Consider the following 23,479-nt stretch of genomic DNA (forward strand, 5'->3'; position numbering starts at 1 on the left):
GAAGCCGGCTTATTGATCGAGGAACGAGCGCATCTTGCGGCTGCGGCTCGGGTGCTTCAGCTTGCGGAGCGCCTTCGCCTCGATCTGGCGGATACGTTCGCGGGTCACGCTGAACTGCTGGCCGACTTCCTCGAGCGTATGGTCGGTGTTCATGCCGATGCCGAAGCGCATGCGCAGCACGCGCTCCTCACGCGGGGTCAGCGATGCGAGGACGCGGGTGACCGTTTCCTTGAGGTTCGACTGCACCGCGGCATCGACCGGGATGACGGCGTTCTTGTCCTCGATGAAATCGCCGAGGTGGCTGTCTTCCTCGTCGCCGATCGGCGTTTCGAGGGAGATCGGCTCCTTGGCGATCTTCATCACCTTGCGGACCTTTTCGAGCGGCATCGACAGACGCTCGGCCATTTCCTCGGGGGTCGGCTCGCGGCCGCTTTCGTGGAGGAACTGGCGGCTGCAGCGCACGAGCTTGTTGATCGTCTCGATCATATGGACCGGGATGCGGATCGTGCGCGCCTGGTCGGCGATCGAGCGGGTGATCGCCTGACGGATCCACCAGGTCGCATAGGTCGAGAACTTGTAGCCGCGGCGATATTCGAATTTGTCGACCGCCTTCATCAGGCCGATATTGCCTTCCTGGATGAGGTCGAGGAACTGCAGGCCGCGGTTGGTGTATTTCTTGGCGATCGAGATCACGAGGCGCAGGTTCGCCTCGACCATTTCCTTCTTGGCGATGCGCGCTTCGCGTTCGCCCTTCTGGACCATGTTCACGACGCGGCGGAATTCGGTCAGGCTCATGCCAGCGGCTTGCGCGATTTCCGAAATCTCGATGCGGATACGGTCGACCGCGCCGGCTTCGTTCTCGGCGAACGCCGCCCATTTCTTGTCGATCGAACCCACGGCGTCGAGCCAGGTTTCCTCAAGCTCGCGCCCGACATAATTGTCGAGGAAGGCCTTGCGCGGCACCTTGTGACGCTCGGCCAAGCGTAGCATCTGGCCGCCGAGTGCGGTCAGTCGGCGGTTGTAGCTGTAGAGCTGATCGACGAGATATTCGATCTTGGTGTTGTGGAACTGCACGCCTTCGACCTGCGCGGTGAGGTCCTCGCGCAGCTTGTGATATTTCTTTTCCGACGCCGCGGGGAATTCACCGATACCCGACAAGGCGTCGAGGCGGGTTTCCTGCAGCTTCGAGAAGGCCTTGAAGCTCTTGGTGATGTTGGCGAATTTCTCGAGCGCGTCCGGCTTGAGCAATTCCTCCATCGCCGCGAGGCTGAGGGTATTGTCTTCCTCATCCTCTTCGAAGTTCTCGCGCTTGCCCGACGAGCCTTCGCCGTCCTCGTCGTCGCCGTCTGCGGCGGGCTCGTCCTCGACTTCGTCTTCGTCCTTGAACGAAACGCCGGCGGTCTTCTCGCTGATCTCGCCGTCGTCGGCTTCTTCGGCGTTCTCGAGATTCTCGGGCGCGGGGTCCTTCGACAGCATCGCTTCGAGATCGACGATCTCGCGCAGCTGCATGTCGCCGTTGTTCAGCGCGTTCGACCATTCGATGATCGCGTTGAAGGTCAGCGGGCTTTCGCACAGGCCGAGGATCATCGTGTCGCGGCCGGCCTCGATACGCTTGGCGATCGCGATTTCGCCCTCGCGGCTCAGCAGTTCGACCGCGCCCATTTCGCGCAGGTACATGCGAACCGGGTCGTCGGTGCGGTCGACGACTTCCTTCTTCTTTTCGATCGCGGGGTTCGACACCGACCCCGAACCGGCGCTGACATCGACTTCGTCGTCGGGTTCGGCGTCGGCCTCTTCCTGCACATCCTCGTCGCTTTCGACGATGTTGATGCCCATGTCGGAAATCGCCGACATGATGTCCTCGATCTGCTCGGACGACATTTCGTCCTGCGGCAGCGCCGCGTTCAGCTCGTCATAGGTCAGGTAACCGCGCTTCTTGCCACGCGCGATCAGCTTTTTGACGTCGGCCTCGTTGAGGTCGATCAGCGGGCCGTCGGTATCGGCTTCGGTCTCGGCGGCGGTGTTCTTGGTGGCCATTCGTGGTTCCTGCCTAAAGGGCTCTAAATTTCAGACTTGGTGGCTGTTTTCGGACAGCGCGGCCAAGCGGCGGGTCAAATCCTCGTCCATCGCGCGCAGTTTCTGCTGCCGCGCCAGGCCTTCGTCGTCCATCGTGCGCTGGAAATCCGCGGTCGCCTCGGCGAGTCGGGCGCGGATTTCGGGCTGTGTCACGAGCACCCCGATATATTCGTCGAGGTCGCGAAGCGCGGTTTCCCGTGCCGTATCGGCCCCTTCCTTGCTGTCCAGCATGCGATTGAACGAGAAGTGCATTCCATCGGCTCTGAGCAATGTCGTCGCCCTATTATACACTTTCATTGGCTCCAATATGGCAAGCAAGCCCTCAGTATCAAGCCCTTCTTGCCGCATTACCGTGTCAAGCATTGCGCCGAGCAGTTCGGCGTCGCCGGGATCGGCCACCGGGAGCCGGCTCAGCGCTTCCTCGTGACGGCGCAGCATCGCCGGATAGCGCAGCAATCCACCGAGCAGCGCGGCGAGCAGGTGCCCCGCGATACCCGCCTGCCCGATGCTGCGCGTTTCGTCGCCCGGGGGCTGCAATCGCGGGTCGGGGGCGAAGCGGCGGTTGCCGCCGCGTGGGCCCTGCGGCGCCCAGGGTACCCGCGGCCCGCGCTCGGGTTGCTTGCGCGCGAACAGCCCGTCGAGCCGTTCGCGGAACGCCTCGCGATAATGGTGGCGGACGTCGGCGTCCTCGATTCCGTCGGCGTGCGCGAGCAGGCGGGTCTTGAGCGCGGCGCGTTCTTCGGGGGTCGCGAGCGGCCCCGCCGCGACCTCATGCGCCCAGAGGCGCTCGACGAGCGGCTGCGCCTCGTCGAGCAGCGCGCCGAAGCCCTCGGCGCCGCGGGCGCGGACGATGTCGTCGGGGTCTTGTCCGGCGGGCAGGGTCGCGAAGGCGAGGCTGAAACCGGGGCGCAGCAGCGGCAACGCGCGCATCGCGGCACGCATCGCGGCCTTCTGTCCTGCGGCGTCGCCGTCGAAGCAGAGCACCGGCACCGGCACCATCCGCCAGATCAGCCCGAGCTGCGCCTCGGTCAGCGCAGTACCGAGCGGCGCGACGGCGTCGGCGATCCCCGCCTCGGCGAGCGCGACGACGTCCATATAGCCCTCGACGACGATGATCCGGTTCGTCTGCCGCGAGGCGGGCGACGCCTTGTCGAGATTGTAGAGCGTGCGCCCCTTGTCGAAGAGCGGTGTGTCGGGCGAGTTCAGATATTTGGGCTCGCCATCACCCAATATGCGGCCGCCGAAAGCGATCACCCGCCCGCGCGCGTCGCGGATCGGGATCATCAGGCGTCCGCGGAACCGGTCGTAGGGGTCCTTGTCGTCGACCGAAATCAGCATGCCCGATTCGACGAGCATCGCGGTCGGGAATTTCTTGAGCGCGTCTTTCAGCGCGCTGCGGCTGTCGGGGGCGAGGCCGAAACCGAAGGCCTGGCGTGTCGCGTCCGAAATGCCGCGCTTCTTGAGATATTCGCGCGCCGGGGCGCCGTTGCTGCTGCCGAGTTGCTGGGTGAACCAGTCGGCGGCGCCCTGTACGACGTCGCGCAGGCTCGCCGCCTCCTCGGCCTTTTTCGCGGCGCGCGGATCGGCGGCGGGGACCTCCATGCCGGCCTCGCCGGCGAGTTCCTTGACCGCGTCCATGAACGACAGCCCGCGCTGGTCGGTCATCCAGCGGATGGCGTCGCCGTGCGCCGAGCAACCGAAGCAGTGGTAGAAGCCCTTTTCGTCGTTGATCGTGAAGCTGGGCGTCTTTTCGTTATGGAAGGGACAGCACGCCTTATACTCGCGGCCGGCGCGGGTGACCTTCACGGTGCGACCGATGAGGGTCGACAGCGTGACGCGCGAGCGGAGTTCGTCGAGCCATTGCGGGGTGAGGGTCATGGGTTCCCCTCCCGCTCGCGGGAGGGGTTAGGGGAGGGCATGTTTGCGAGAGCGCACTCGATTTCGCTTACAACCCCATCGATCCGCTCGATCACATCATTGTTCCAAAAGCGGATCACCCGATATCCCTGCGATTCCAGATAGGCCGAGCGCGCGGCATCTTTTGCTACCTCAACCGCGTGCTGGCCGCCATCGACTTCGATGATCAGTTTGGCGCTACGCGAGACGAAGTCGCAGATGAACGGGCCGATCGGGAATTGGCGATTGAAGCGGATGCCTGCGATCCTGCGATTGCTCAACTGCGCCCACAGCGCCCGTTCAGCTGGCGTCGCTTGGTTGCGCAATTCGCGGGAGCGCGCAGTCGGTCGCTTGTAGCCCTTGTCCAACAGGCCCTCCCCCGCCCCCTCCCGCAAGCGGGAGGGGAGAATATGCGCTTGCGGCCCAACCCAGTTCCCCTCCCGCTTGCGGGAGGGGCTAGGGGAGGGCGTGTTTCAGCTCAAAGCCGCCTTCACCCAACCACTCGCCTTGCTCATGTCGAGCTCGGACCCGTGCCGTTCCTTCACTGCCGCCATCACGCGGCCCATGTCTTTCAGGCTCGCCGCGCCCAGTTCGGCCGCGATCGCCTTGATCGCCGCCTGCGCTTCGTCGTCCGAAAGCTGTGCGGGCAGGAAATCCTCGATCACCACGACCTCGGCGGCCTCGATGTCGGCGAGTTCCTGGCGGCCGCCCTGTTCGTACATGGCGATCGACTCGCGGCGCTGCTTGACCATTTTCTGGAGCACGTCGGTGACCAGAACATCGTCGTCGGCCGGCGCGGTGCCGGTGCGCAGTTCGATGTCCTTGTCCTTGATCTTGGCCAGCATCAGCCGGATGGTGCCGAGCCGCGCCTTGTCGCCGGCTTTCATCGCGGCGACCTGCGCAGCCTTGATGTCGTCACGAATCATTACGTGTTCCCATGCGCTGCAAATTTCGGAAAGGCCCTCTCTAACGGCAATTTTTGAAATTCGATAGCTTGTGAATCACATTTTTGCTGCCTAGTTGATCGGCCGTTTAGCCCATCGTCCGGAGCATGTTGAATGGCACCAGCCAACCCCTCTGCCGCGCCTAAAAGCCAGCCTGCCGGCGCGACCGGCGTTCTCGTCCTTGCCGACGGGACGATCCTGTGGGGCATCGGCTATGGCGCCGCCGGCGCGGGTGTGGGCGAGATTTGTTTCAACACCGCGATGACGGGCTATCAGGAAATCCTGACCGACCCGAGCTATGCGGGGCAGATCATCACCTTCACCTTTCCGCATATCGGCAATGTCGGCGCGAACCCCGAGGATATGGAGCGCGACAAGCGCGCCGCGATCGGGTGCATCACCCGCGAACTGCCGACCGCGCCGAGCAGCTTTCGCAGCGTCCAGACGCTGCCCGACTGGATGAAGGCGCAGGGGCTGATCGGCCTCGCGGGCATCGACACCCGCGCGCTGACCCGCCGCATCCGCGATGGCGGCGCGCCGACCGGGGTCGTCGCGCACAGCCCCGACGGCCAGTTCGACATCGACCGCCTGCTGCTGCTCGCGCAGGGCTGGCCGGGGCTGGAGGGCATGGACCTCGCCAAGACGGTGACGCGCGAACGGCAGGGCGCGTGGGACGCGGGCGTTTGGCACCTGGGGTCGGGCTATGACGTCTCGGACCACAAGCGGGCAGGGGACGCCGCGCCGCATGTCGTTGCGGTCGACTATGGCGCGAAGGACAATATCTTCCGCAATCTGGTCAAGGCCGGGGCGCGGGTGACGGTGGTGCCCGCGAAGACCAGCCTCGACGAGATCGTCGCGCTGCGCCCCGCCGGCGTATTCCTGTCGAACGGCCCGGGCGATCCGGCGGCGACGGGCGACTATGCGGTGCCGGTGATCAAGGGGCTGCTCGAACGCAATGTGCCGATCTTCGGCATCTGCCTCGGTCACCAGCTGCTCGCGCTCGCTGCGGGGGCGAAGACGGTGAAGATGCACCAGGGCCATCGCGGCGCGAACCACCCGGTGCAGCGCGTCGGCGGCGATGATGGCGACGGCGTGGTCGAGATCACCAGCATGAACCACGGCTTCGCGGTCGACGCATCGACGCTGCCGGGCGGGGTGGTCGAGACGCACCGCAGCCTGTTCGACGGGTCGAACTGCGGCATCGCGATCACCGGCAAAAACGCCTTCAGCGTGCAATATCACCCCGAGGCGAGCCCGGGGCCGCAGGACAGCTTCTATCTGTTCGAGAAGTTCGTGGGCGGGCTCAAATGAGCTTTGCCGACCAGCTCGACGCGCTCGCCGCCGATGCGGTAGCGCACCCCGAGCGCTGGGGCGCGGGGGTGCGGCTCAATATCACCTGCGCGCGGCGGCTGCCTTATGAGGCGGTGCAGCTCGCCGAGGCGCGCGGCTTTGCCGAGGCACGCGGGGTCGGGCGGCATCATCTGATCTTCGAATATGAGGATGTCGTGCCCGATGCGGCGTGGGTCGTGGCGACGGCGCGGCCGGTCCTCGATTTCATCGCCGAGGTCGGTGGGAGTGATCCGCAGATCGGCGTCGATCGGAATGTGCAGTGATGATGGCGAGAATCGGAAAATGGCCTATTTTTATATTGCTAGCAGGCTGTTCATTCACTCCTTCTGATGCCGAAATTGCCACTGCATGCGGCGTGTCCGAGCAAGATATGGAACAAGCTCAAGCGAAACTTCTTTCGAAGCCGGTTGGCAGCTTTTCCAGCGTCGGAAAATGCAAGCTTGTGAAAACCCAAGACAATACTGTGCTCCTGGCGACGGCCGAGCAAATTGGACAAGAACGATAATGCCCAAAAGAACCGACATAAAATCCATCCTCGTCATCGGCGCCGGCCCGATCGTTATCGGTCAGGCGTGCGAGTTCGACTATTCGGGGACGCAGGCGATCAAGGCGTTGAAGGAGGAGGGCTATCGCATCGTCCTCGTCAACTCCAACCCCGCGACGATCATGACCGATCCCGACCTCGCTGACGCCACTTACGTTGAGCCGATCACGCCCGAGATCGTCGCGAAGATCATCGCCAAGGAGCGCCCCGACGCGGTGCTGCCGACGATGGGCGGGCAGACCGCGCTCAACACCGCGCTGGCGCTGTTCAATGACGGCACGCTGACCAAATATGGCGTCGAGATGATCGGCGCCGATGCCGAGGCGATCGACAAGGCCGAGGACCGGATCAAGTTCCGCGACGCGATGACCAAGATCGGTCTGGAGAGCGCGCGCAGCGGCATCGCGCATACGCTGGACGAGGCGTTCGCGGTGCTCGAACGCACCGGTCTCCCCTCGATCATCCGCCCGTCCTTCACGCTCGGCGGCACCGGCGGCGGCATCGCGTATAACCGCGAGGAGTTCGAGCATATCGTCCGCGGCGGCCTGATCGCCTCGCCGACCACCGAAGTCCTGATCGAGGAATCGCTCCTCGGCTGGAAAGAATATGAGATGGAGGTGGTGCGCGACCGCAAGGACAATTGCATCATCATCTGTTCGATCGAGAATGTCGATCCGATGGGCGTGCATACCGGCGATTCCATCACCGTCGCGCCGGCGCTGACGCTGACCGACAAGGAATATCAGATCATGCGCAACGCGAGCATCGCATGCCTGCGCGAGATCGGGGTCGAAACCGGCGGGTCGAACGTCCAGTTTGCGGTGAATCCCAAGGACGGCCGCCTGATCGTGATCGAAATGAACCCGCGCGTGTCGCGCTCGTCGGCGCTGGCGTCGAAGGCGACGGGTTTCCCGATCGCCAAGGTCGCGGCGAAGCTGGCGGTTGGCTACACGCTCGACGAGATCATGAACGACATCACCGGGGTGACCCCGGCGTCGTTCGAACCGACGATCGACTATGTCGTCACCAAGATTCCGCGCTTTGCCTTCGAAAAGTTCAAGGGCGCCGAGTCGACCTTGTCGACCGCGATGAAGTCGGTCGGTGAGGTGATGGCGATCGGCCGCACGATCCATGAATCGATGCAGAAAGCGCTGCGCGGGCTGGAGACCGGCCTCAGCGGCTTCAACTTCGTCGATCGTCTCGTCGGTGCGAGCCACGACCAGTTGCGCAGCGAACTCGCCCAGCGCACCCCCGATCGGCTGCTCAACGCCGCGCAGGCGATCCGCGAAGGGCTGCCGCTCGCCGAGATCAACCGCGTCGCGGGTTACGACATGTGGTTCCTCGAGCGCATCGCCGAAATCGTCGCCGCCGAAAATGCGGTGATGGCAAACGGCCTGCCGCGCGACGCCGAAGGGCTGCGCGCGCTCAAGGCCATGGGCTTCTCCGACAAGCGCCTTGCCTATCTGGCGCTCAAGTCGGCGCATCTGCGCCCCGGCGCCGCCCGCGCGACCGCGCGCGGCAGCGGGCTGATCCACGAAGCCGTGAAGGCGATGACCGGCGGCGTCACCGAAATGGAAGTGCGCGCGCTGCGCCACAAGCTCGGCGTGCGTCCTGTCTTCAAGACGATCGACACCTGCGCCGCCGAATTCGCGGCCAAGACGCCCTATCTCTATTCGACCTACGAAGCCCCGACCTTCGGCGAACCCGAATGCGAGGCCAATCCGTCGGACGCCAAGAAGATCGTCATCCTCGGCGGCGGTCCGAACCGCATCGGGCAGGGGATCGAGTTCGATTATTGCTGTTGCCACGCCTGCTTCGCGCTCGAAGAGGCCGGCTATGAGACGATCATGATCAACTGCAACCCGGAGACGGTGAGCACCGATTATGACACGTCGGACCGCCTCTATTTCGAACCGCTGACTGCCGAGGATGTGCTCGAAATCCTCGCGGTCGAGATGAGCAAGGGCACGCTGGTCGGCGTCATCGTTCAGTTCGGCGGCCAGACTCCGCTCAAGCTCGCGCAGGCGCTGGAGGATGCCGGCATCCCGATCCTCGGCACCTCGCCCGACGCGATCGACCTCGCCGAGGACCGCGAACGTTTTGCGGCGCTGGTCAACAAGCTGGGTCTCAAGCAACCCGAAAACGGTATCGCGCGCAGCCGCGAGGAAGCGATCGCGGTCGCGACGCGCATCGGTTACCCGGTGCTGACGCGGCCGTCCTACGTGCTCGGCGGCCGCGCGATGGAAATCGTCGACGACCAGGCGCAGCTCGAAAATTACATCGAGACCGCGGTGCAGGTGTCGGGCGACTCGCCGGTGCTGATCGACCGTTACCTGCGCGATGCGATCGAGGTCGATGTCGATGCGCTCTGCGACGGCACCGACGTGGTCGTCGCGGGCGTGCTCCAGCATATCGAGGAAGCCGGGGTCCATTCGGGCGACAGCGCCTGCTCGATCCCGCCGTACAGCCTGCCCGCCGAGACCGTCGCCGAAATCGAGCGCCAGACCGAGGCGCTCGCCCGCGCGCTCGGCGTGCTGGGGCTGATGAACATCCAGTTCGCGGTCAAGGGCGACGAAGTCTATCTGATCGAGGTCAACCCGCGCGCCAGCCGCACCGTGCCCTTCGTTGCGAAAGCCGTCGGGTCGCCGATCGCCAAGATCGCCGCGCGGGTGATGGCGGGCGAGAAGCTTGCCGACCTGCCGAAGATCAACCGCGACATCAAACATGTCGCGGTGAAGGAAGCGGTCTTCCCCTTCGCTCGCTTCCCCGGGACCGACCCGGTGCTGTCGCCCGAAATGAAGTCCACCGGCGAAGTCATGGGAATCGACAGCGATTTCAACCTCGCCTTTGCCAAGGCCCAGCTCGGCGCGGGCGACCGCCTGCCGACCGACGGCCGGGTGTTCGTGTCGGTCAAGGACAGCGACAAGCCGCGCATCCTGGAATCGGTCCGCCGCCTGGCGGGCTGGGGTTGGAAGGTGATCGCGACCGGTGGCACCGCCGACTATCTGGCGGGGCAGGGGATCGACGTCGAACGCGTCAACAAGGTCGCCGAAGGCCGCCCGCATATCGTCGACCGGATCAAGGACGGCGATGTGCAGCTGATCTTCAACACCACCGAGGGCTGGCAGAGCCTGCAGGACTCGCAGTCGATCCGCGCCTCGGCGCTCGCGGCCGACGTCGCTTATTACACGACGGCGGCGGGCAGCGACGCCGCGACCCACGCGATCGGCGCATTGCGCGCGCACAGTCTTGAAGTGAAGCCGCTTCAGGACTATTATTGAGAGACCGCTCCACCCCCCGACATTGACGGAAACAGCGGCGCAGCCGCCCGGCGAAGTTTCGCTGGCGGCGGATTATTGACGAAGGACAATGGGATAATGGCAAGCGTTGAAAAGGTGCCGATGCTGGCAGAAGGCTATGAGAAGCTGAGCACGCAGCTCACTGCGCTCAAAGCCGAGCGACCGCTGATCGTCGACGCGATCGAGGAAGCGCGCGCGCATGGCGACCTTTCGGAAAATGCCGAATATCACGCCGCGAAAGAGCGTCAGGGCCAGGTCGAAGCGACGATCGGCGATCTCGAAGACAAGCTTTCGCGCGCGCAGGTGATCGACCCGACGACGCTGTCGGGCGACCGGATCGTGTTCGGTGCGACCGTCACCCTCGCCGACGAGGACGACAAGCCGCTGCGTTACCAGATCGTCGGCCAGGCCGAAGCCGACGCCAAGGATGGCAAGATCAGCTATAATTCGCCGCTCGGCCGCGCGCTGATCGGCCGCCGCGTCGAGGACGAAATCGAGGTGACCGTTCCCGCCGGCGATAAATATTATGTGGTGACCAAGATCGAATTCGTCTGACCGGCGCAGCGTCGATGAACGCCGCCCGCACCCCCGTGATCACCGGCTATGCGGCGGCGTGCGTCATCGTCTTCGTCCTGCTCGCGATCACCGGCTATGAGCATCGGGCTTTCATCGGCGCGGGCTTCATCCCCGGGCGGTTCGGCAGCGAGCTGATCGCGCCGCCGGGGACGATGCTGCCCTTTGCGCTGACGCCGCTGTCGTCGGCGTTCCTGCACGGCGGGGTGATGCACCTCGTCTTCAACATGATCATGCTGATCTTCATCGGCCGCCAGCTCGAGGCGCCGCTCGGGTCGTCGGCGACGGCGTTCCTGCTCGTCGCCGGGGCCTATGCCGGCGCGCTGGCGCAATGGATCGCCGACCCCGGATCGCTCGTTGTCGTGATCGGCGCGAGCGGGGCGATTTCGGCGCTGGTCGCGGTCTATGCGCTGATCTTCAGCCGCACGCGCACCGCGGCGATCGGGCCGATCCCCGGCCATTGGGTGCGCGCTTTGTGGCTCGCCGCGGCGTGGATCGGGCTGCAACTGCTCATCGGTTTCGCCGGCGGAGCGGGGCTGGGCAATATCGCGATCTGGGCGCATGTCGGCGGTTTCATCGCCGGGCTGCTGCTGGCGCGGCCCTTACTGCGCTGGCGGTTCAAGGGGAAATAGCCTTTCTCCGTTCGTGTCGAGCGAAGTCGAGACACGCCAACACCGCGCTCGACGTGTCTCGACTTCGCTCGACACCAACGGGACTCAGATGTGCGCCAATAGGCCTCCGACCAGCAGCATCGCCACGCGCACGTCGATGCCGCAACCCTCGGCGCGTTTTGCCGCAATGAAATCCTCGATGCCGTTCAGCGGCACCCGGTGGACGATGATATCCTCGCTATCGACCCCGCCGCCTTCTCCGACCTTTGTCAGCCCCGTGGCGACGAGCAGGGTGAAGCTCTCGCTGACCATGCCCGGCGAGCTGAAAAACTCGCCGACCGTGCGCCACTTCGCGGCGGCATAGCCGGTCTCTTCGTCCAGTTCCCGCGCGGCCGCGATTTCCGACGCTTCTCCCGCATGGTCGTCGCCGACGAGCCCCGCGGGCAGTTCGATGCAATTCTTGCCCATCGGCACCCGATATTGCTCGACGAGGATGATGTGCCGCCCGTCGGCGGCCTCGTCGATCGCCAGGATCACCGCGGCGTGGATGCCGCGCGAGCGCGAGACATATTCCCATGTCCCCTGCTGCTTGACCGTGACGAAGCGGCCCTCCCACTGTGTTTCGATGGGGGTGTCGGGGGCGGGGCGGGCCATTGTCTGTCCTTCTTAAAGTTCGATCAGCCGATCGGGCAGTTCGTTCGGGTTTTCGCTGCCGCGCGGGAAATGCTCGGCGAGCACCACGCCCATCTGGCGTACCGCCTCGGCCATGCCTTCGCCGGGGCGGCCGGCGCGGACATGGTCGATCAGCGCCGCCATCGCGTCGCCCCAGACATCGGGTGAAACCTTCGCCGCAATCGCCTCGTCGGCGACGATGTCGGCGCGATGTTCCTTCAGGCTGACGTAAAGCAGGATGCCGGTGCGGCCGAGCGTTTTGGCCTCGGTGCCGACCTTGAACAGGTCGATCGCGCGGGCGCGCACCCGTGCGGCCAGAATCGCGCGCGGGGTCAGCCACAGGCGCAGCGGGCGCCACAGCAAAATCAGCCACATGCCGATCCATTTGAGCACGCCGATCAAGATCACCGTACCAAGCCATTGATTGGCGGTTAGCTCATAGCCCCAGCCGCCGGTCAGCCGGTCATAGAGGGTGCGATAGAAATCGGGGAACAGCGCGATCACCGACATCGCGACGAAGGCGACGATGCTCGCCCAGACGAGCGCGACATCGTCATAATCGTTCGTCTGCGCCGCGATCACCGTGACGAGCTCGCCGCTGGGATGCGCTTCCGCCGCGGCGACCGCGGTCGTGACGATGTCGTGGTCGGCTTCGCTCACATGGCTGACTTTGCGTGGCATTGTCCCTGCTCCTACCAGCCGCCCGAGGCGCCGCCGCCGCCGAAGCTGCCGCCGCCGCCCGAAAAGCCGCCGCCACCGCCCCAACTCGAACCGCCGCCACCGCCCCACGATGATCCGCCGCTGCCGCCGCCCCAGTCATTGTCGCCCCAGATGATGATCGGGGCGCCCCACGGGCTGTTCTTGCGCCGCCGTTTCTTGCCGCGCCGACCGAGGCTCGACAGCATCGGCAGGATGAAGAAGAAAAAGACGATGAAGCCGACGAAGATCAGCCCGCCGATGTCGCCGTCGTCGGCGCGGTCGCGCTCGGCGGCGTCGGCCGCGGCAGCGCGCGCCGCGGCTTCCTCGGGGGTCAACTGGATCTGCTCGGCGATCGCGTTGACGCCGGCCTGGATGCCGCCGGGCATGTCGCCCGCCTTGAACAGCGGGGTCACGGTATCGCGGATGATCCGCCCCGACATCGCGTCGGTCAACACGGGTTCGAGGCCGTAACCGACCGAAATGTTCATCCGCCGCTCGTTCGGTGCGATCAGGAAGACGACCCCGTCGTCCTTCGCCTCGTCGCCGATCTTCCAGTCGCGGCCAAGCTTGTAGCCGTAATCGGCGATGTCGTTGCCTTCGAGGTCCTTGACCGTCGCGACGACGAACTGGTGCCCGGTCTTGGTCTCCAGCGCTTCGAGCTGCGCATCGAGCGCGGCTTCCTCGGCGGGCGGGATGATGCCGGCCTGGTCGACGACGCGGCCGGTGAGCTTGGGGAAGGTCTGCGCGCTCGCGGGTGCGGCGAGCAGCGACAGGCCCAGCGCCCAGCCGAGCATTATGGTCTTCATGATGCGTCTCCGGTCTGCGCGGCGATGGCGTCGATGCCGGTGGCGAGGCCACGCCCGTAACGAATGCGCCCGCCGCGCTGATCCGCAAATGTCCGCGTCATATCGTCGACGATCTTTTGCGCTTCCTTATCGGTCAAATCTGCCTCCGCAGCTGTCCCTGTCGCAATTCGCACTCGGCGTTCGTTCGGTGCGAGCACGATTAGAATGTCGTTATCGCCGATTTCGCCCTTCGCCGCCGAGCGATTTCCCAAGCAGCGCGCCACCAACTCAATGCTCTGACCCTTGAGATCAGGAAGTATCGCCACGTTGACTAGACGCCTCCGACCCCGTTCATTTTTCAACTGGGCGCCCAATATTAGCTCATATTCACCCTTATCGAGAAACTTGGCCGGATCGTTTATCCCGTTGATATCACCGATATCAGCTACCCTTTCACAGGCAGGGTCGTGGGCTGCAGGTGGTTCTCCGGCTGCGCCGACGGGCGCCTCCTTGCACCCGCCCGCGACCAGAAGGATCGCGAGCGGGACGGCAAGGATGGTGCGGTCCACGCTTATTGCCCGAAATCGACCTTCGGCGCGACGTTCGCGTTGGGGGTGATCGCCTTGTACGGCGTCATCGGCTGCGCGCCATGGACGATCTTGGCGCCGATGATGTCGGGGAAGGTGCGGATCGTCGTATTATAATCCTGCACCGCGGCATTATAGTCCTGAACCGTCACATTGATGCGGTTCTCGGTGCCCTCCAGCTGGGTCATCAGGTCGGCAAAGCGCGCCTGGCTCTTGAGGTCGGGATAGGCTTCGACGGTCGCGAGCAGGCGGCCGAGCGTGCTCGACACATTGCCCTGCGCCTGCTGGAAGGCCTGCACCTTCGCGGGGTCATTAAGGTCGTCGGTCGACAGCTTGACCTGCGTTGCCGAGGCACGCGCCTGGATCACGCCCTCGAGCGTCGATTGTTCGATTTTCGATGCACCCTTGGCGGTTTCGACGAGATTGGGGATCAGGTCGGCGCGGCGCTGATAGGCCGCCTCGACATTCGCCCACTTCGCCTTCGCGGCTTCTTCCTTGGTCGGAACGCTGTTGATGCCGCAGGCGGACAGCGACATCGCCGCAACCGGCACGATCAACCAACGGGCAGAACGATAGGACATGGTAACAAGCTCCCTCCGGCGGCGTTTTGCCGCAACAATACAGTACATAGGATGGCGCTTGCCTTTGTGCAATCCGCGCGGCAGGTTCGGCGCTCGGGACCAACCACTCGGGGAGCAGCAAGATGTTGGGAGAATTCAGGGAATTTATCGCCAAGGGCAATGTCATGGACCTTGCTGTGGGTGTCATCATCGGCGGCGCTTTCGCCACGATCACCGGATCGCTGACCGCGGACCTCATCATGCCGCTGGTCGGCTGGATATTCGGCGGGGTCGATTTTTCGAGCAAGTTCATCCTGCTTGGCAGCATTCCCGATGGCATCGCCGCGACCGACTATGCCGCGCTCAAAAAGGCCGGCGTTGCGATGATCGGCTATGGCGCCTTCATCACCGCGGTGATCAACTTCCTGATCCTGGCGTTCATCATCTTCCTGCTCGTCAAATGGGTGAACAAGGTGTTGCGCCGCGGCCCCGATGCACCGGCGGGGCCGACCGAGGTCGATATCCTCACTGAAATTCGCGACGAGCTGCGCAAGAAATAATTTTCCACCGTTTTTCAAGGCTTCGCCCGTCCGCGCCCTTTCCAAGCGCGGGCGGGCTTCCTATATGCACGCTGTCGGTTTCGGCCGACTATGGTGATAAATGGTGCCGTGTAATAGACACAGCGGACCCGGGGGCAGTACCCGGCGGCTCCACCACAAACCCGACGATCCGCAAGGAAGATCGGGTTTCTGACGGGGCCGAACTAGGATCGACGTGTGTTCAAAGACGGTGTTTTTGCCCGGGCTGAGTAACCCGTTCAAGGCTCAAAACCAATAGGTGCTAACGATAACGAAGCACTCGCTCTGGCTGCGTAACCGATAAGCCTCACGGCCTAAGGTTATTCAAATAGAACGCGGTTCGGACCGAACCGGGCAACAGAATCGGATACCAGCGGCTGGGGACGAGCCGGGCAACAGAATCGTCCCACCTTTCCCCTCAGAATGATATTCCCGGTCGCAGGACGAGCTGGAAGATGGCGAGCAGTGCGACCAGCGCCGCGAGTGGCCCGGCGATGGTCGGTGCGGCAGGCAAAGGCCTGGCTTCGCGCCGAAAACCCAGCCCGATCGTCAGCCAGCCCAAGCCGATGATGTGGACGACGAGCGGGATCAACACCACTTCGACCGGCTCGCGCGGCACACGGAACGGGATGACCAGGATGGTTGCCAGCGCCAGTGTCGCCAGCAGTTGCCATAGCGTGTTCCGGCCTGCTTTGGCGGCGGGATAGCGTCGCGCGAGCAAAAGTCCCGCCGCGAACATCGCACTCACCGCCGACATGAACAGCGGCCCTTTCTCGGGCGATCCGGCGCCAAGATAGGCCAGCGCGCGCCCGACGTCGTTGCCGGGCAGCCAACTGCCCACGGCCCATTGGCTGAGCGACTGGAACAGACCCTGAAACGCCATCCAGAAAGCGAAGAGCCGCCATGTTGGGCGCGCGGGCGAAATTCGCCCCGCGAGCCACAGGAAGAGCAATCCGCTGAGCAGGGTCGCGACCGCGCCGCCGCCCTGCAGCAGTTCGGCAACCGGCGCGTCGCCGGACCAGTCATGGTCGTTGTGGTAGAGGATCGGGTCGAGTCCCGGCACCAGTGCCTTGGGCAGGACGAGTCCGAGTTCCTGCACGAGGAAGGTCAGGCTGAACGCCAGCGCACAGAGCAGCACCGAGGCGACGAAACTGCGGGCGTCGATGCGCGGCCCGCCGCCGCCGAGCCGCGCGATGCCGATGACCAGGGGCAGCAGGCCGATCGCGGCGACCAGCCACAGGAGGATCGTCACGCCGCCTTCCCGTCATCCTCCGCCGCCGGGCGCGCAAGCTGGCGGCTGTACAACCAGCCGATGCCGATCAGGCTGAAGCCCAGCACCACGAACGACCCGATGCGCAGCAGCCCTTCGAGCCCCGAGGCGTCGAACAGGAACACCTTGCCCACTGCGCCGAGCATCAGGATCAGCGAGGCGATGCGCCAGTCGTGGCGACCCTTGCGGATGCCCCAGAGCAGGAAACCGATCGCGAGTCCGAGGATCAGGATCGATCGCAGGATATTCTCGGTCGCGGTCACCCCCGGTTCGATCAGCAGCGCGGGGTGGAAGAGGTGGCGGAGCGTCGCCCAGGCAAAGCCCGCGACGAACAGCATCGTGATGAGCTGGACCGCGCGTCCGTATATCGCGGGCGCGCCGGGGAACAGCCGGCCGATGAGCGTGAACCCCAGCCAGGGCAGCAGGAATAGCGGGACCAGCCAATTGGCGACCGGCCAGCCGCCGACCGCTTGGTCGGCCCACAAGGGATTGTGGAGCATCAGTCCGTACCAGACCGCATGCGCGGTCCCGGCAAGGACTAGCGGACGGGCGAGGCCGATCCAGCGCCGTGTCATCGCGAGCCAGCCGCCGCCGATCAGCAACGCCTCCCAGACGAGCCGCTGGCCGACCCCGGTGGCGACGAAATCGCTCCCGAACGCCGACGCGAAACCGAGACGATAGAGGCAATGGACCCCGATCCCGCCGACGACGCCGGCGGTCGCGAGTCCAGTGAGCAGCAGCCAGCGCGGCAGGTGTTCGCGGATCAGCCATAGCGGCGCGGCGAACAGCGCGGCGGGAACCAGCAGGCGCAGCAGCAACTGGTCGACCGCGAGCATGGGGCTGTCGAGCAACATCGGCTGGCCGGCGATCGACATCAGCGCCTCGACCGCCCACGCCGCGACCGGTAGCGCCGCCCAGGCGAGGCTGAGCGCGGCAAGGCTCGCCGCCGCGCCGTCGACGCGCGGCAAGGCGATGCGCCTCGCCGCGAGCAACACCGCCGCGCCGCCGATTGCGGGAACGAGCATCAGATACGCGCCGGGGATGACCTGCGCGAAGGCACCATAGGCGAGCAGCGCCGCCGCGACCTGACCCGCGCGCCGGATGATCGGCCTGTCCGACCATCGGGCATAGGCGAGGCCGGCCAACGCCAGCCCGGCCCAGCGCAGGACCTCGGTCGCGCCGACCGCCGCGTCGCTGCCATAGAGCCGGGTCCATTGCGCGACCAGATGCGGTCCGGTGCCGGCGAGCAGCAACACCGCGAGCTGGGCATAGATGAGCGAGAGCAATTCGACCGGGTGCGATGCACGCCGCCGCGCGAGCGCGAACAGCGTCATCGCCACGCCGCCCATCGCCAGCGGCAGGCTCCAGCCCGGAACGACCTGCGCGAGCGTGCCGTAGGTGAGCGCGCCGGCGATCGTCAGCGCGGCGAAGCGCAGGATCGGCTGGCCGGCCCTTGCCGCGAACAGCGCCAGCAGCGCCGTCATGCCCGCCCAGCGGATCACATCGGTCGTGCTAACAACGGCGTCGCTGCCGAACAGGCGGCTCCACTGCGCGACCAGATTGGGGCCGGTCGCAGCGAGCAGCATCAGCGCGAGCAGGCCGAAGCCCGCCGACAGGAGTTCGACCGGCAGCGACGCGCCGCGCCGTGCGAGCAGGAACAGCCCGACGGTCACAGCACCCATCGCGAGCGTCAGGCTCCAGCCCGGGACGATCTGTGCGAGCATGCCGTAGGCCAGCCCGCCCGCGATCGCGAGCGACGCCGCGCGGAAAAAGCGATCCTCGGCCTTGCCCGCGAACAACGCGAGCAAGGCGGCGAGGCCAGCCCAGCGCAGCAGCGCCTGCGTGGCGAACCCGTCACCCGCGCCGATGACGAGGCGCGGCAGTTCGACGAGCGCGAGCGGGGTCGCGACCAGCGACACCAGCGCGGCGCCGACGAAGGCGGCGGCGATCGGTTCGATCCGCCGATCCTTTGCCGTTTTGCCGAAAAAGAGCAGCGCCGCTGCGACACCGCCGATAGCGAAGGGCGCCATCCAGTGCGGCAGGACGAGCAGGATCGCGAGCGCGAGCAGGATGCCGCCGGTGGCGGTCAGCCAGGCGAAGCGGGTGTCCGCGGCGCGATCCTCGACCTTCCACCCGCGCGCAATGCCCGCGCCGGCGAGCAGCACGCCGCCGAGCGCGACGAGCGCCAGCGTCGCGTCGGCGATATGCCAGAAATGATATTTGGCGAGCGGCACCGCCGCGAGTAGCAGCCCGCACAGTTCGAGCGTGCGGCGCAGCGTCTTCGGCACGCTCCACAGCCGCGCGAGCAGCGGCAGCGCATGGATCGCCGCGAGCGCCAGCCCGATCAGCGTGAACCAGTAGGCGCTCGGATCGGGCCACACGGCGAGCAGCATCACCGACAGCGCGAGGCTGATCGACGGCACGATCGCGAAGTCCTTTTCACGCCAGGCGAGCCACTGGCCTGCCGCCGCGAGCAGCGCGAACAGCCCCCAGTGGAGCGGCGCGAAGCCGCCATAGCCGACGAGCAGCGCGAGCTGCAGCGCGCCGACGATCGCCGACCCGGCACGGAGCACCGCCGCGCGCGGGCCGTCGAACGCCAGCATCGGCAGCGCGAGGGCGAGCAGCAGCACGAAGCCGCCGATCGAGAGCGACCCGAGCGTGTCGAGCGCGCTCGTTGCGAGGACCATCCACAGGCTCCACCCCACGCCGCCGACAAGTGCGGCGAGCGCGAGCCAGGGCCAGCGCTTCATCCGCGACACGCCCGTGAGGCCCGCGATGGTGAGGCCGAGATAGACCGCGAGCAGCGGCACATTGGGCTGCATCGCGCCGACCAGCGCCGGCGCGGCAAGGCCCCCCGCGAGCCCGAGCAGCGCGCTCGGTGGCCCGAAGCGCAAGGACAGGCCGAGCGCGGCGGCGGTGACCGCGGCCAGCCCGACGAAGGCCGCGAGCGGTCCGATCAGCCCATAGACATTGGCCGCGACCAAGATGGCGGCATAAAGCGTCGCGATGCCCGCGCCCGACAGCGCCTGTGGCACGCGCAGGTCGCGCACCTTGTCCTCGTTGCGCCAGGCATATTCGGCGCCGCCGATCAGCCCGAGGCCGAAGAGGACGCCCGCGATGACCTGTACCCCCGGCGTGAAGACGCGCGCGAAGAATCCCGCGTCGATCGCATAACGGACGATGAGGACCCCGGCGATCGCCAGCGTGATCCCGCCGGCCCAGATCGGCAGCGTCTTGCCGAACAGATTTTCGAAACGCTGCGCCATGCTGGCGGGAGGCGCGGGTGGTGCGGGCGGTTTTGGCGGCGGCGTGGCGGCGCGTGCCGCGACCGGCTCCGCTTCGGGTTCCGGAACATCCGCTTCGGTCTCGGCGTCGGCGGGCGCTGCGGCGGCCGTTTCCCCGGCTTCTTCCTCTTCCGTCAGTTCTTCGTCGGGTACCGGCTCCGACACCGCCGGAAGCGGCGCGCTCGCGGCGGCAACCGCGGCGGCGGCCGGAACGATCTCTTCCTCGGGTATGGGTGCGGGCGCCTCATCCTGCGGCGGAGCGACCGGTTCCGGCGCCGCCTCTTGTTGCGCGGGGACCGGTTCGTCGATTTTGGGCTTCCAGCGGTCGAGCGTTTCCGGCGTTGGCGGCGCCCAGGGCGAGCGAGAGGGCGGCGGCGCGGCCGGTGCCGGGCTGGGCGTACCGACCGGTTGCGATGAAAGCGGGGCGGTGGCGGCTGCGCGTGCCTGTTCCGGACTTTCGCCCGGCTTGGGCGGCAGCAGGCCGGCGTGACGTTGCAGCGCACCGATCCGCTTCGCGGCTTCCTGCAGCGTCGCCTCGGCGCGCTTGAGCCGGCCGCGCGTGTCGATCAGCAGGAGGAAAAGTATGACAATCGCGACAAATGCAAAGAAGCCAGCCAAATGCGATCCCCCAAAATTCTCCGCCTTCTAACAATGGAAAGGTGGAAGATCGACTAACTTGTTGCCGATGGTGGCAAAACCGCTCTGCCCTGACCCTCGCCAAGCCATTTGCCAAGACCGTATTGCCCGTCTAATACGGCCGTCAGGCATGTTCGCTTTCCGTCGCCCCGCCACGCCTCCAGCCGAGCTCGCGCCCGTCGGTGGTGCCCCGCTGCCCGATGGCGGCACTCCGCCTGTTGCGGTTCCGTTATCGCGTCGCCGCAAATGGCTGCGCCGTATTTCGCGCGGCTTCGCCATCTTCGCGATCATCTTCATCCTGCTCGTCGGCTGGCTCGCGATCACCGCGCCCTTGTCGAAATCGCTCGAACCGATTGCACCGCCGCAACTCACCCTGCTGGCGTCCGACGGTACTCCGATCGCGCGCATGGGGGCTATCGTCGACGAACCGGTGAAGGCGAACGCGTTGCCCAAACATGTCACCGGCGCCTTCCTCGCGATCGAGGACCGGCGCTTCTACAGCCATTGGGGTGTCGATCCGCGCAGCATCGCGCGCGCGGTGTGGAGCAATGTCACCGGCGGTTCGACGCAGGGTGGCAGCACGATCACCCAGCAGCTCGCGAAATTCACCTTCCTGACCCCCAAGAAGACGCTGGGGCGCAAGGCGCGCGAGGCGCTGATCGCCTTCTGGCTCGAAGCTTGGCTAAGCAAGGACGAGATCCTCGAACGCTATCTGTCGAACGCCTATTTCGGCGATAACACTTATGGCTTGCGCGCCGCGTCGATGCATTATTTCTATCGCCAGCCCGAAAAACTGACCCCGGCGCAGGCGGCGATGCTCGCCGGGCTGGTACAGGCGCCATCGCGTCTCGCGCCGACCAAGAACCCGGGCCTCGCCGAAAAGCGCATGCGGCTCGTGCTCGGCGCGATGGCCGACACCGGCTATATGACCGAGGCCGAGGCCAAGGCGATCCGCACGCCGCGCATCGACGTGCGCACCCGCAACACGCTGCCCACCGGCACCTATTTCGCCGACTGGGCGCTGCCCGAGGCGCGCAAGCTGAGCGACGTCGGCTATGCGCGCCAGACGATCACGACGACGCTCGATTCGCGATTGCAGGCGGCGGCGCGGCGCGCGGTGAACCGGGCGGGCGTCGGCAAGGCACAGGTCGCGATGGTCGCGATGCGCCCCAATGGCGAGGTCGTCGCGATGGTCGGCGGCAAGGATTATGCCGACTCCCCTTTCAACCGGGTGACACAGGCGCGCCGCCAGCCGGGTTCGACCTTCAAACTGTTCGTCTATCTGGCCGCGCTGCGCGACGGCTGGGATCCCGACGACACCATCGCCAACACGCCGATCGAGACTGGGTCCTACCGCCCCAAAAATGCCGGCGGCGCCTATTCGGACACGATCAGCCTCGAAGATGCCTTCGCGACGTCGAGCAATGTCGCAGCGGTGCGGCTGTTCAACGCGGTGGGCAGCGAGAAGGTCATCGCGCTCGCGCGCGATCTTGGCGTCACCTCGCCGATGGCGGAGGGCGACCCCAGCCTTGCGCTCGGCACGTCGAGCATGACCCTGCTCGAACTCACTGCCGCCTATGCCGGGGTCGCGGCGAACAGCTATCCGGTCGTTCCGCACGCCTTCGAGACCGAGAAGCCGGGCTGGTTCGAAAGCCTGTTTTCGGGTCCCGACAGCTTCTCGTCGGGCGATCATGACGCGATCGAGCAGCTGCTGCGCGCCGCGGTCAATCGCGGTACCGGCCGCGCGGCGCGGCTACCCACGGCGAATTTCGGCAAGACCGGGACCAGCCAGGACAATCGCGACGCGCTGTTCGTCGGTTATGCGAACGGCCTCGTCGTCGGGGTGTGGATCGGTAACGACGACAATAGCCCGCTGGCCGGGATCAACGGCGGCGGTTTGCCCGCCCGCATCTGGCGCGACTTCATGGGCGAAGCGGCGGGCAGGAAGGCCGCGCCGGCGCCGGCGCCCAGCAATCCGCGCGGCCCGGTCCAGCCGCAGGACGTTCCCGATATCGGCACCATCCCGGTCGGCGAGGCGACACGCATCGGGGTCGAAGGCGGCAATGCCGTGGTGACGACCGAGATCAACGGCACGCGCATCGACCTGCGGCTGCCGATCGACAGCGGCCGTCCGCCCGAGACACCGCCGCCCGATCCGCCCCCGCCGCGCCAATAGGCGCCGGTCAGGGCAACGGATCAAGCAACCCGAGCCAGCCGATGAGGGCGAGGATCGCCAGGCCGGCGAGGATTTCGGCCGCAAGACTCCGCCGTATCGCACCGATGGCGGGCGCGGCTTCGCCTTCGACGAGCGCAGTCCTGAGCGCGGGCGTCAGCCGCCAGCGGTTCGCGGCCGCAAGTCCCAGCATCGCGGCGAAGAGCAGGAGCTTGGCCAGCATCCATTGCCCATAGGGCGATGCCAGCGCCTGTCCGGCATTCGCGATCCCGACGATCGCCTGCGCGTTGATCAGCCCCGTCGCCGCGATGACGAGGACGCAGATCGTTCCGGTCCGGGCGAAACGGTCGAGACCGCGCGCCGCCAGCGTTGCATATTCGGGCGGTACGGCGCCGTGGCGTGGACGCAGCAACAGCAGGAAGGCCGCGATCGCGCCGATCCAGATGGCGGCGGCGACGAGGTGCAGCGCGTCGCTCGCGCGGTGGATGGTGCCCGCCAAACCCTCGCTTGCCGCCGCGTGGCCGGACCATGCCAGCGTCGCAAGCGCGATCGCGCCGGTGACTGCGACGGTCCACGCCGCGATCACCGGATGGCTGGCGAGGCGCGAGAGCGCGGCCGCCGCGAGGAGCAACGCGGCCATGCGACAGGTCCATGCGGCGCCGACGTCGGTTTCCCCGATAATGCCCAGCAGCATCGCGGGATCGACCGCGTCCGGCTGAACACCCTGCATATCGGCGGTCAGGATGACCATGCCGGCTGCCGAGACCAGCAGCCCGAACGCGCAGAGCCAGGGTTGCGGGCGCCGGAATAGCGTGAGCAGCGCGGGAATATGGCGTTCCGCGCGGTCGAAGGCATGGAGCGGGAAGGCGGCCAGCCCCGTCAGGAGCATGAGGTCGGCGTAAAGCGCGAACCTGACACCCGGCACGAGGAGGTCGCCCATCG

At 66.2% G+C, this 23,479-nt stretch carries 20 protein-coding genes and 1 other RNA gene; 9 read left to right on the forward strand and 12 right to left on the reverse strand.

Going from position 1 to position 23,479, the window contains the following annotated elements; genetic code table 11:
* Nucleotides 1-9: 9 nt before the first annotated feature.
* The 4 genes from rpoD to EEB18_RS16105 form a co-directional block, all read right to left on the reverse strand.
* Nucleotides 10-2,037 carry an RNA polymerase sigma factor RpoD gene (gene rpoD, locus EEB18_RS16090; protein WP_187141810.1) on the reverse strand — a complete coding sequence of 676 codons (2,028 nt, stop codon included), beginning with the start codon at nt 2,035-2,037 and terminating at the stop codon, nt 10-12.
* Between the two features lie 30 nt (nt 2,038-2,067).
* Nucleotides 2,068-3,954 carry a DNA primase gene (gene dnaG, locus EEB18_RS16095; protein WP_187141811.1) on the reverse strand — a complete coding sequence of 629 codons (1,887 nt, stop codon included), beginning with the start codon at nt 3,952-3,954 and terminating at the stop codon, nt 2,068-2,070.
* Nucleotides 3,951-4,340, reverse strand: coding sequence for an endonuclease domain-containing protein (locus tag EEB18_RS16100; RefSeq protein WP_187141812.1), 390 nt, complete (start codon nt 4,338-4,340; stop codon nt 3,951-3,953). The genes dnaG and EEB18_RS16100 overlap by 4 nt, the downstream gene beginning before the upstream one ends.
* Before the next feature lie 105 nt (nt 4,341-4,445).
* Entirely contained in the window at nt 4,446-4,898 is a 453-nt protein-coding gene (locus EEB18_RS16105) for a GatB/YqeY domain-containing protein (protein ID WP_187141813.1), read from the reverse strand.
* Between the two features lie 132 nt (nt 4,899-5,030).
* On the opposite strand from EEB18_RS16105, the gene carA reads away from it, so the two are divergent.
* The 6 genes from carA (at nt 5,031) to EEB18_RS16135 (ending at nt 11,314) form a co-directional block, all read left to right on the forward strand.
* Nucleotides 5,031-6,227, forward strand: coding sequence for a glutamine-hydrolyzing carbamoyl-phosphate synthase small subunit (carA, locus tag EEB18_RS16110; protein WP_187141814.1), 1,197 nt, complete (start codon nt 5,031-5,033; stop codon nt 6,225-6,227).
* Nucleotides 6,224-6,529, forward strand: coding sequence for a hypothetical protein (locus tag EEB18_RS16115; protein WP_187141815.1), 306 nt, complete (start codon nt 6,224-6,226; stop codon nt 6,527-6,529). Before carA ends, EEB18_RS16115 begins: the two co-directional genes overlap by 4 nt.
* Nucleotides 6,529-6,771: a hypothetical protein gene (locus EEB18_RS16120; RefSeq protein ID WP_187141816.1), complete on the forward strand. Its 243-nt coding sequence runs from the start codon at nt 6,529-6,531 to the stop codon at nt 6,769-6,771. The genes EEB18_RS16115 and EEB18_RS16120 overlap by 1 nt, the downstream gene beginning before the upstream one ends.
* The gene (gene carB / locus EEB18_RS16125) at nt 6,771-10,091 is read left to right on the forward strand and encodes a carbamoyl-phosphate synthase large subunit (protein WP_187141817.1); all 3,321 of its coding nucleotides are present in this window, start codon (nt 6,771-6,773) and stop codon (nt 10,089-10,091) included. Before EEB18_RS16120 ends, carB begins: the two co-directional genes overlap by 1 nt.
* A gap of 96 nt (nt 10,092-10,187) precedes the next feature.
* Nucleotides 10,188-10,664 (forward strand): transcription elongation factor GreA, encoded by a 477-nt coding sequence (greA, locus tag EEB18_RS16130; RefSeq protein ID WP_056346516.1) that lies wholly within the window; start codon nt 10,188-10,190, stop codon nt 10,662-10,664.
* 14 nt (nt 10,665-10,678) lie between these two features.
* A complete protein-coding gene (locus EEB18_RS16135; protein ID WP_187141818.1) occupies nt 10,679-11,314 on the forward strand; it encodes a rhomboid family intramembrane serine protease in 636 nt (211 codons plus the stop codon).
* Between the two features lie 84 nt (nt 11,315-11,398).
* Here the strand turns inward: EEB18_RS16135 and EEB18_RS16140 are convergent, their stop codons facing one another.
* Genes EEB18_RS16140 through EEB18_RS16160 form a run of 5 tightly spaced genes read right to left on the reverse strand, consistent with a single transcriptional unit; the run spans nt 11,399 to nt 14,617 of the window.
* Nucleotides 11,399-11,947 (reverse strand): NUDIX hydrolase, encoded by a 549-nt coding sequence (locus EEB18_RS16140; protein WP_187669016.1) that lies wholly within the window; start codon nt 11,945-11,947, stop codon nt 11,399-11,401.
* 12 nt (nt 11,948-11,959) lie between these two features.
* A complete protein-coding gene (locus EEB18_RS16145) occupies nt 11,960-12,646 on the reverse strand; it encodes a TPM domain-containing protein (protein WP_187669017.1) in 687 nt (228 codons plus the stop codon).
* An 11-nt stretch (nt 12,647-12,657) separates the two neighbouring features.
* Nucleotides 12,658-13,470, reverse strand: a complete 813-nt coding sequence (locus EEB18_RS16150; RefSeq protein ID WP_262407959.1) for a TPM domain-containing protein — start codon at nt 13,468-13,470, stop codon at nt 12,658-12,660.
* Nucleotides 13,467-14,018, reverse strand: a complete 552-nt coding sequence (locus EEB18_RS16155; protein ID WP_187141869.1) for a TPM domain-containing protein — start codon at nt 14,016-14,018, stop codon at nt 13,467-13,469. Before EEB18_RS16155 ends, EEB18_RS16150 begins: the two co-directional genes overlap by 4 nt.
* A 2-nt stretch (nt 14,019-14,020) precedes the next feature.
* The gene (locus EEB18_RS16160) at nt 14,021-14,617 is read right to left on the reverse strand and encodes a LemA family protein (protein WP_156377643.1); all 597 of its coding nucleotides are present in this window, start codon (nt 14,615-14,617) and stop codon (nt 14,021-14,023) included.
* A 122-nt stretch (nt 14,618-14,739) separates the two neighbouring features.
* Here EEB18_RS16160 and mscL point away from each other — a divergent pair, with 122 nt between their 5' ends.
* Nucleotides 14,740-15,156 carry a large conductance mechanosensitive channel protein MscL gene (mscL, locus tag EEB18_RS16165; RefSeq protein ID WP_056346527.1) on the forward strand — a complete coding sequence of 139 codons (417 nt, stop codon included), beginning with the start codon at nt 14,740-14,742 and terminating at the stop codon, nt 15,154-15,156.
* Nucleotides 15,157-15,190: 34 nt separating this feature from the next.
* Nucleotides 15,191-15,546, forward strand: a transfer-messenger RNA (tmRNA) gene (gene ssrA, locus EEB18_RS16170).
* 46 nt (nt 15,547-15,592) lie between these two features.
* Here ssrA and EEB18_RS16175 read toward each other — a convergent pair.
* Both EEB18_RS16175 and EEB18_RS16180 read right to left on the reverse strand, forming a co-directional pair.
* A complete protein-coding gene (locus EEB18_RS16175) occupies nt 15,593-16,426 on the reverse strand; it encodes a hypothetical protein (RefSeq protein WP_187141868.1) in 834 nt (277 codons plus the stop codon).
* The gene (locus tag EEB18_RS16180) at nt 16,423-20,346 is read right to left on the reverse strand and encodes a DUF2339 domain-containing protein (RefSeq protein WP_187141867.1); all 3,924 of its coding nucleotides are present in this window, start codon (nt 20,344-20,346) and stop codon (nt 16,423-16,425) included. The genes EEB18_RS16175 and EEB18_RS16180 overlap by 4 nt, the downstream gene beginning before the upstream one ends.
* 148 nt (nt 20,347-20,494) lie before the next feature.
* On the opposite strand from EEB18_RS16180, the gene EEB18_RS16185 reads away from it, so the two are divergent.
* Nucleotides 20,495-22,540 (forward strand): transglycosylase domain-containing protein, encoded by a 2,046-nt coding sequence (locus EEB18_RS16185; RefSeq protein WP_187141866.1) that lies wholly within the window; start codon nt 20,495-20,497, stop codon nt 22,538-22,540.
* 7 nt (nt 22,541-22,547) lie between these two features.
* On the opposite strand, the gene copD is transcribed toward EEB18_RS16185, so the two are convergent.
* On the reverse strand, nt 22,548-23,477 hold the full coding sequence (gene copD / locus EEB18_RS16190; RefSeq protein ID WP_187141865.1) for a copper homeostasis membrane protein CopD: 930 nt from the start codon (nt 23,475-23,477) through the stop codon (nt 22,548-22,550).
* Nucleotides 23,478-23,479: the final 2 nt, after the last annotated feature.

It is taken from the genome of Sphingopyxis sp. OPL5 (assembly GCF_003797775.2).
Taxonomy (GTDB): domain Bacteria; phylum Pseudomonadota; class Alphaproteobacteria; order Sphingomonadales; family Sphingomonadaceae; genus Sphingopyxis.